This window comes from Mesorhizobium sp. M5C.F.Ca.IN.020.29.1.1, from assembly GCF_003997375.1.
GTDB classification, from domain to species: Bacteria; Pseudomonadota; Alphaproteobacteria; order Rhizobiales; family Rhizobiaceae; genus Mesorhizobium; species Mesorhizobium wenxiniae.
The window spans coordinates 1-6,344 of sequence record NZ_RZSW01000370.1 but is presented as its reverse complement, the minus strand read 5'-3'; the positions used below and the strand labels follow the sequence as shown (position 1 = coordinate 6,344).

Genomic DNA, 6,344 nt, shown 5'->3' with positions numbered 1-6,344 from the left:
CACCGGAACTGATCATGCCCTGGGTTGCCCAACAGATGGAACTCGTAGTGCGGCTTCTGCCCAGCCAGATTCCAGATGTGCTGCCGGTGCAACTGAGCGACCATCCGGCCGGCGGCAGGGTGGACCGGGACGAAACGGCGATGCTCAACGACATCCTGCGCCGCCGGGGTCTCGACGTCCTGGCCGTCGTCAACGACAAAGCTGGAGAGCCCGGTCAGCTTGCGTCGGTACGCCTGCACGACAATCGCTGGGCGATCATCGAAGTTCCCCACATCACGCCGCCAAAGCGCGAGTGGCTGGTTCTCGCCGGCTGGATCTCGCTGATTGTGGCCGGCGCCACGGCCGTCTCGGTTTATTTCACCTCCGTGCTGATCCGGCCGGTCGAGATGCTGGAGGCCGCCGTTTCCAAGATCGGGTCGGATGGCGTGCTGGCGGCGGTGCCAGAGGTGGGTTCGGCCGAGGTCAAGGCGACGGCGCACGCGCTGAACCAGCTTTCGTCGCGACTGAAGACCGCTATGGAAAGCCGCATGCGCCTGGTCGCCGCCGCCGGGCATGATTTGAGAACGCCGATGACGCGCATGCGGCTGCGCGCCGAATTCCTGGCTGGCAACGAAGAACGCGAGAAATGGCTGCACGACCTCGATGAGCTCGATCGCATCGCCGACAGCGCCATCCGACTGGTGCGCGAGGAGGTTGACCAGGATGCCGTCGAGCCGGTCGAGTTGGACCGGCTGGTTCGCGACATCGAGGCCGAGATGGTTTCGCTCGGCCATGCCGTGTCGGTCGGCCATCTCGACAAGGTCTCGGTCAGGGCAGGCGCGCTCGGCCTTCGCCGCGCGCTGCGCAACCTGATCGTCAACGCCGCCACGCATGGCAAGGGCTGCGGCATCTCCCTGTCCGCAGCCGACAACCGCGCCACCCTCACCATCGCCGATCGCGGACCCGGCATTCCGCCCGAGCTGCTCGGCAAGGCGTTCGAGCCCTTCTTTCGCGTCGATCCCGGCCGCAGGCAGTCCATTCCAGGCGCCGGCCTCGGCCTCGCCATTGCCAAGGAAATCATCGAACGCCACGGCGGCGCCATCACACTGGAGAACCGCCCGGGCGGCGGCCTTTCACAGAAAGTGGTTTTCGATGCGGTTTCCTGATTCAGCCGTTTGGCGCCATTCTCGACGCACGGCATCGCCGTATCGCCTGATTACCGCAGGCTGAACGTCAAGGGCACATCGACACGCGAGCTAACGCCTTCCGGCGGCGCCGGCACTGTAGCGCCCTGCAGCAGGTCCAGTACACTGCGGTCGAGATCAGGGTCGCCGGATGAACCGGTGATGCGAACGGACGTCACTCGGCCGGAGCCGGCCACCATGAAGGAGACCCTTACGGTTCCTTCCGAACGGCGGGCTCTCGCGGCCTTCGGGTAGCGCTTGTGCCGATTGATCCACCTTGTCAGTTGCGAGTTCCACTTCTTGGCGTCCCCTCGGGACGCAGCCACCGCCTTGGCCGACTTCGGTGCGGCCGCCCTGGCTGCGGGTGTCGCAGCGAGACTGGCCGTCGTCCGCGGCGGTGCGGCTTTCTCCTTTTTCGGACGGTTTTTGGCCTTTTCGACCGGCTTCTTCGCCTTGGCCTCAGCCGGCTCCTTGGCCTTTGCTTGCTTCTTTGTCTTGGCCTCGACGGGTGCCTCGACCGGTTTCGGCTGCGGCGGCGGAATGACCACTTCCGGCGTGACGGCCTCGGCAACGTCCGGCACGACCTCCTCGAGCGGCGGCTGGTCGACCCGTTCCGCCATGGTCGGCGGCGTGGGCTCGACTGTGTCGGCCGGAGCGGTTTCCGACGGCTCGGTGACCGGCTCTGCCTGCTCGACGGGCGATTCGGGCGGAGGCTCCGTTTCGGCTACGGGCTCCTCGGCCGGATCCGGCTGATCGGGCGCCACCTCGTCCGGTATCGGGGCCGGCATGGCTGGCGTGAACGCCATCGGCGACAACTCGATCACCTGCGCCTGCGGCGGCCCGCCATCGGGCTCGGCCGGGCGCCCGCTCTGCATCGCATAGCCGATCGCGGCATGCGCCACCAGAACCAGCGCAGCCGCGGCCGCCCACCAGGCAATCTCGCGCATGCCGAAACGCCGCTGATCGGCCATCGGCAGGGCGGCCGCCGGCGACATTATTGGCCCGTTCCGACTTGTGGCGCCGCGGCATCGCCGGGCGCGGTCTCGAGGCCGACCAGCGCGATCTTCAGATAACCGGCGCCCCGCAGAAGGTTCATCGCCTCCATCAGATCGCCATAGCCGACCGCCTTGTCGGCGCGCAGGAAGATGCGCGTCTGCCTGTCGCCTTTTGTCCTGCCGACGAGCGTGGCGGCGAAGGCTTCGCGCGGCACGGTGTCGTTGCCGATCGCCAGGCTGAGATCGTTTTTCAGCGTCAGGAACAGCGGCGTCTCCGGCCGGGGAGCCGGCGTCGCGGTCGAGCCCGGCAGGTCGACATTGACATCCACCGTCGCCAGCGGCGCCGCGACCATGAAGATGATCAGCAGGACCAGGATCACGTCGATGAACGGCGTGACGTTGATCTCGTGGTTTTCCGCGAGATCGCCGTCGATGTTCTCTCGAATTCTAGCTGCCACGGCGTCGCTCCGTGCTCATTCCGCGGCCATCTGCTTTGCCGGCGCGACCGTGCGGAAATCCAGATCCCGGCTGACCAGCCGTTCGACCCCTGCCGATGCATCGGCAAGGATCTGCCTATAGCCGGCTATCGAGCGTGCAAAGACGTTGTAGATGACCACCGCCGGGATCGCCGCGACAAGGCCCATCGCGGTGGCCAGCAGGGCTTCTGCAATGCCCGGCGCAACGACGGCGAGATTGGTGGTCTGCGCCTGCGAGATGCCGATGAAGGCGTTCATGATGCCCCAGACCGTGCCGAAAAGGCCGACGAAGGGCGCGGTCGAGCCGATCGTCGCCAAAACGCCGGTGCCGCGCGACATGCGCCGCGCCGCCGCCGCCTCGATGCGCGACAGGCGCGAGGTGACCCGCTCCTTCAATCCGTCGCCGGACACATGGTCGAGCGAGCCGGCCGAAAGCGCGGTCTCTTCCTCTGCCGCCCGCACCAGCAGGGCGCCGGGACCGCCATTGTGACCAAGCGCGCGCCCCGCCTGGTTCAGCGTCGCGGCATTGCCGATCGCTTGTGCCGCGCGGCGGGCGCGCAGCTTGCCGCCAAGGATCTCCAGCGATTTGGCCAGCCATATTGTCCAGGTGACGAAGGACGCAAAAGCCAGCCCGATCATCACCGCTTTCACGACGATATCGGCCGCCATGAACATGCCCCATGGCGACAGATCATGCGGCAGGGTCAAAGACGTCGCCGTCGAAGGCCCCGTCTCGATAGGCGTGGTCTCGGTGGGCGTGGTCACGGTGGGCTGCGCCGGTGGCACGACCGCGTCCGGCGCAGCCTCTCCAGGCGCGGGAGCTTCGATCGGCAGGGCCGCGCCTGATTGCTCCTGGGCGGCAGGGCCGCCAGCCGACAGAATGGCGAATGCGATCACCGCCGCGAACAAACCATGTCTGGACAAGGGCTTCTTCCTTATTCTCACAGTGGCCTCATTGCACATAACCGAACGGCTGGCCGGTGATGGGGTGTGCAAACACGCCCATCTCCACACCGAAAATTCCTTTGAGCACCTCGCCCTGCATGATCTGGTCCGGCGTGCCGCGCGTCAGCAGCCTGCCGTCCTTCAACGCGATCAATTCGTCGCAGTAGCGCGCCGCCATGTTGGGATCGTGCAGCACGACGACGACGCACAGGTCGCGTTTGCGGCTGAGGTCCCTGACCAGCCCCAGCACCTCGACCTGATGGGCGATGTCGAGCGCCGAGATCGGCTCGTCGAGCAGCATGACGCCGGCATTCTGCGCCACCAACATGGCCAGCCATGCGCGCTGGCGCTCGCCACCGGACAATTCGTCCACCGGCCGGTCGGTGAAATCCGCCATGTCGGTCAGGGCAAGCGCCTCGTCGACATGGCGCCTGTCCTCGTGCCCGAAGCGGCCGAGCGCGCCGTGCCAGGGATAGCGTCCGAGCGTCGCCAGTTCGCGCACGGTCAAGCCGGTCGCCGCCGGCGTCATCTGCGGCAGATAGGCGAGCGCACGGGCGAGTTCGCGCACGCCCCACTGCACCAGCGGACGCTGCGCGAAGGTGATGCCGCCCGAGCTTGCCGGCTGCTGGCGAGCCAGAAGCTTGATCAGCGTCGACTTGCCGTAGCCGTTGTGCCCGATCAGCCCGTAGACGCGCGAGCGTTGCAGTTCGAGTGTGACCGGCCCGAGCAGCGTCCGCTCGCCGACAGCGAACCGCACCGCTTCGACATAGAAGGCAGTCTGGGCATGAGTTCCTGCCACGGTCTCGGCCTCCCTCCAGCTTTGTGAGTGCATCTCGAAATCCGGCTTTCGGCAATCCGGTTTTCGGCGCCGATGCCCGGTTGACTATGAAACATGAGTTTAATAGTCAACAATGATGATGGCTTTTTGAGTCAACAAAATGCGTGACGCCCCAGAAAATGTGGAGGGCGCCGAGATGGTCGTTGGTTCAGGTCGCGGAAGAACTCAAGATGAAGTGACTGCGCGCCGAACCTGCTGATCGCGGCGATGTCGCTGCCGGTGCTACTTGGCGGCGGCCGAGCCGTCGCGCAGGATGCGACCACCACTCTCGACCCGATCAACATTCAGGAACGCGTCGAAAGCGCCTTTGGGACGGTCGACGGCTATGTCGCTACCCAGGGCTCCACTGCCACCAAGAGCGACACACCGTTGATCGAGACGCCGCAGTCGATATCGGTCATCACCAAAGACCAGATGGAAGCGCAGGCGGTGGATAGCCTGACTAGCGCGCTGCGTTATACGCCAGGCGCAAGCGGCAATCTCTACGGCACCGACAATCGTGGCCACGGCCTGCGCGGCATTTCGAACTCCAGCGGCGTCTTCTACAAGGACGGGCTGCAGCTCAAGGAGAGCAATTTCACGCTGTTCACGGCGCTCGATTCCTACGGCGCCGCACCTGGCCCGCATGCTCGGCTTCCAACGTGCCTTGCCACCGCTTTTCGCATCCGCGATCCTTGCGGCATGATCCTTGTTTCGGCCGACTGGGCCGGCCGGATGCTCATTTTCCCATGGCAGATTCCGGCGGGTTTGCTGGCTGCTCTGGTCGGAGGGCCTTATTTCATGGTGCTGATGTGGAAAGCCCGGCAATGAGCGGCACCCCCAAGTGCTTCGGGCTGGCGGCCACAAGGCACATAGTCCAGCCACGCTCAGCCGGCGCGTGCTTCCCGGATCACGCGAGGCGCAAACGTGCCGGGCTGAGGGACATCGGCCTTGCGGCGCGCCAGAGTGTTGCGCAGCAGCGCTATCATTTCTCGGCCAGCCATTGCGATCTCGCGCGGCCGATCGATGCCGATGATCATGAATTCCTCGATTCCCAGGGCCGCATAAGGGAGCAGCGACAACGCGATCTGCGCCGGCGGCCCAGCAATTTCGACGGCTTTTTGGCAGGAGACGTTGTCCTCCGAACGGATCAGGACGGGAAGCGCGAAACGCAGCTTGCCGGCCCGGCCGTGTTCGGCGGCGGCACTGCGCACCCGCTCCATCAGCTGGCGGATCTCGTTGAGCGAACCTGGCGCCAGTTCGAAGACATCGGCATGCCGCCCGGCGACCTTGAGGGCCGTTCCGGACTGGCCGCCCATGCGGATGGTCACGTCAGCGACAGTCGGCCCCTTGCGCGGCACATAGCCGCCCTTGACGCTGTAGAAGGCGCCTTCATGATCGAACGGCCTGTTGTTCGACCACAACCGCTTCAGCAGCACCAGATATTCGTCGATCCGCTGCCAGACGAGCGTATGACCGACCGGACGTGTTTCGGCATCGTCATCGTTCAGCGGCTCGCTGAGCATCCTGAGCGACAACCGCGCGCCGCTTTTCGAGTCGAGCGCCGCCAGTTGCCGTGCCGCCACCGTCGGCTCGATCACACCGGCCCAATGCGTGAGAACGACCTCGAGTGAGGACGTGCGGTCCAGCGCCCGGGCGGCAATATCCATATTGGTCAGCAGCCCGGCCGGATCGTCGACGACGATCTTCTGGAAACCGATGCTCTCGATCAGCGACAGCTTTGTCGCGGTTTCCGCGAAATCGTAGAAAAACGGCACGGTTGAATCGGCAGGGTGAGTTTTACCGGGAACATGCGTGAACTCGATCGGCATTGCCATCTCCTCCATCACGTTGGGATCACTGGGCGCGCAAAAGCGCACCTGAATTCGGTTCATTCAACTCCGGTATTCTGAAAGCGGCAGGTCGCTACCTGATTTATTCAGAGCCC

General features: G+C 65.2%; 7 protein-coding genes. 2 read left to right on the top strand and 5 right to left on the bottom strand.

Translation table 11 applies throughout. From position 1 onward, the window contains the following. Window positions 1–1,145: ATP-binding protein (locus EOA85_RS24380; protein WP_127211466.1), on the top strand; the 1,145-nt coding region annotated here is incomplete at its 5' end. Window positions 1,146–1,195: 50 nt separating this feature from the next. Here EOA85_RS24380 and EOA85_RS24375 read toward each other — a convergent pair. Genes EOA85_RS24375 through EOA85_RS24360 form a run of 4 tightly spaced genes read right to left on the bottom strand, consistent with a single transcriptional unit; the run spans window position 1,196 to window position 4,378 of the window. Further along, entirely contained in the window at window positions 1,196–2,158 is a 963-nt protein-coding gene (locus EOA85_RS24375; RefSeq protein WP_127211465.1) for an energy transducer TonB, read from the bottom strand. Beyond that, complete coding sequence (gene exbD, locus EOA85_RS24370) at window positions 2,158–2,616, bottom strand: TonB system transport protein ExbD (protein WP_065010245.1); 459 nt, start codon at window positions 2,614–2,616, stop codon at window positions 2,158–2,160. The genes EOA85_RS24375 and exbD overlap by 1 nt, the downstream gene beginning before the upstream one ends. A gap of 15 nt (window positions 2,617–2,631) precedes the next feature. Continuing rightward, a complete protein-coding gene (gene exbB / locus EOA85_RS24365) occupies window positions 2,632–3,558 on the bottom strand; it encodes a tonB-system energizer ExbB (protein WP_127211464.1) in 927 nt (308 codons plus the stop codon). Window positions 3,559–3,586: 28 nt separating this feature from the next. Next, window positions 3,587–4,378, bottom strand: coding sequence for an ATP-binding cassette domain-containing protein (locus tag EOA85_RS24360; protein WP_164759849.1), 792 nt, complete (start codon window positions 4,376–4,378; stop codon window positions 3,587–3,589). Window positions 4,379–4,624: 246 nt separating this feature from the next. Between EOA85_RS24360 and EOA85_RS24355 the strand changes: the two genes are divergently transcribed. Then, window positions 4,625–5,227 carry an iron chelate uptake ABC transporter family permease subunit gene (locus EOA85_RS24355; protein ID WP_245485988.1) on the top strand — a complete coding sequence of 201 codons (603 nt, stop codon included), beginning with the start codon at window positions 4,625–4,627 and terminating at the stop codon, window positions 5,225–5,227. A gap of 56 nt (window positions 5,228–5,283) precedes the next feature. Here the strand turns inward: EOA85_RS24355 and EOA85_RS24345 are convergent, their stop codons facing one another. Continuing rightward, window positions 5,284–6,228 carry an LLM class flavin-dependent oxidoreductase gene (locus EOA85_RS24345; RefSeq protein WP_127211467.1) on the bottom strand — a complete coding sequence of 315 codons (945 nt, stop codon included), beginning with the start codon at window positions 6,226–6,228 and terminating at the stop codon, window positions 5,284–5,286. Window positions 6,229–6,344: the final 116 nt, after the last annotated feature.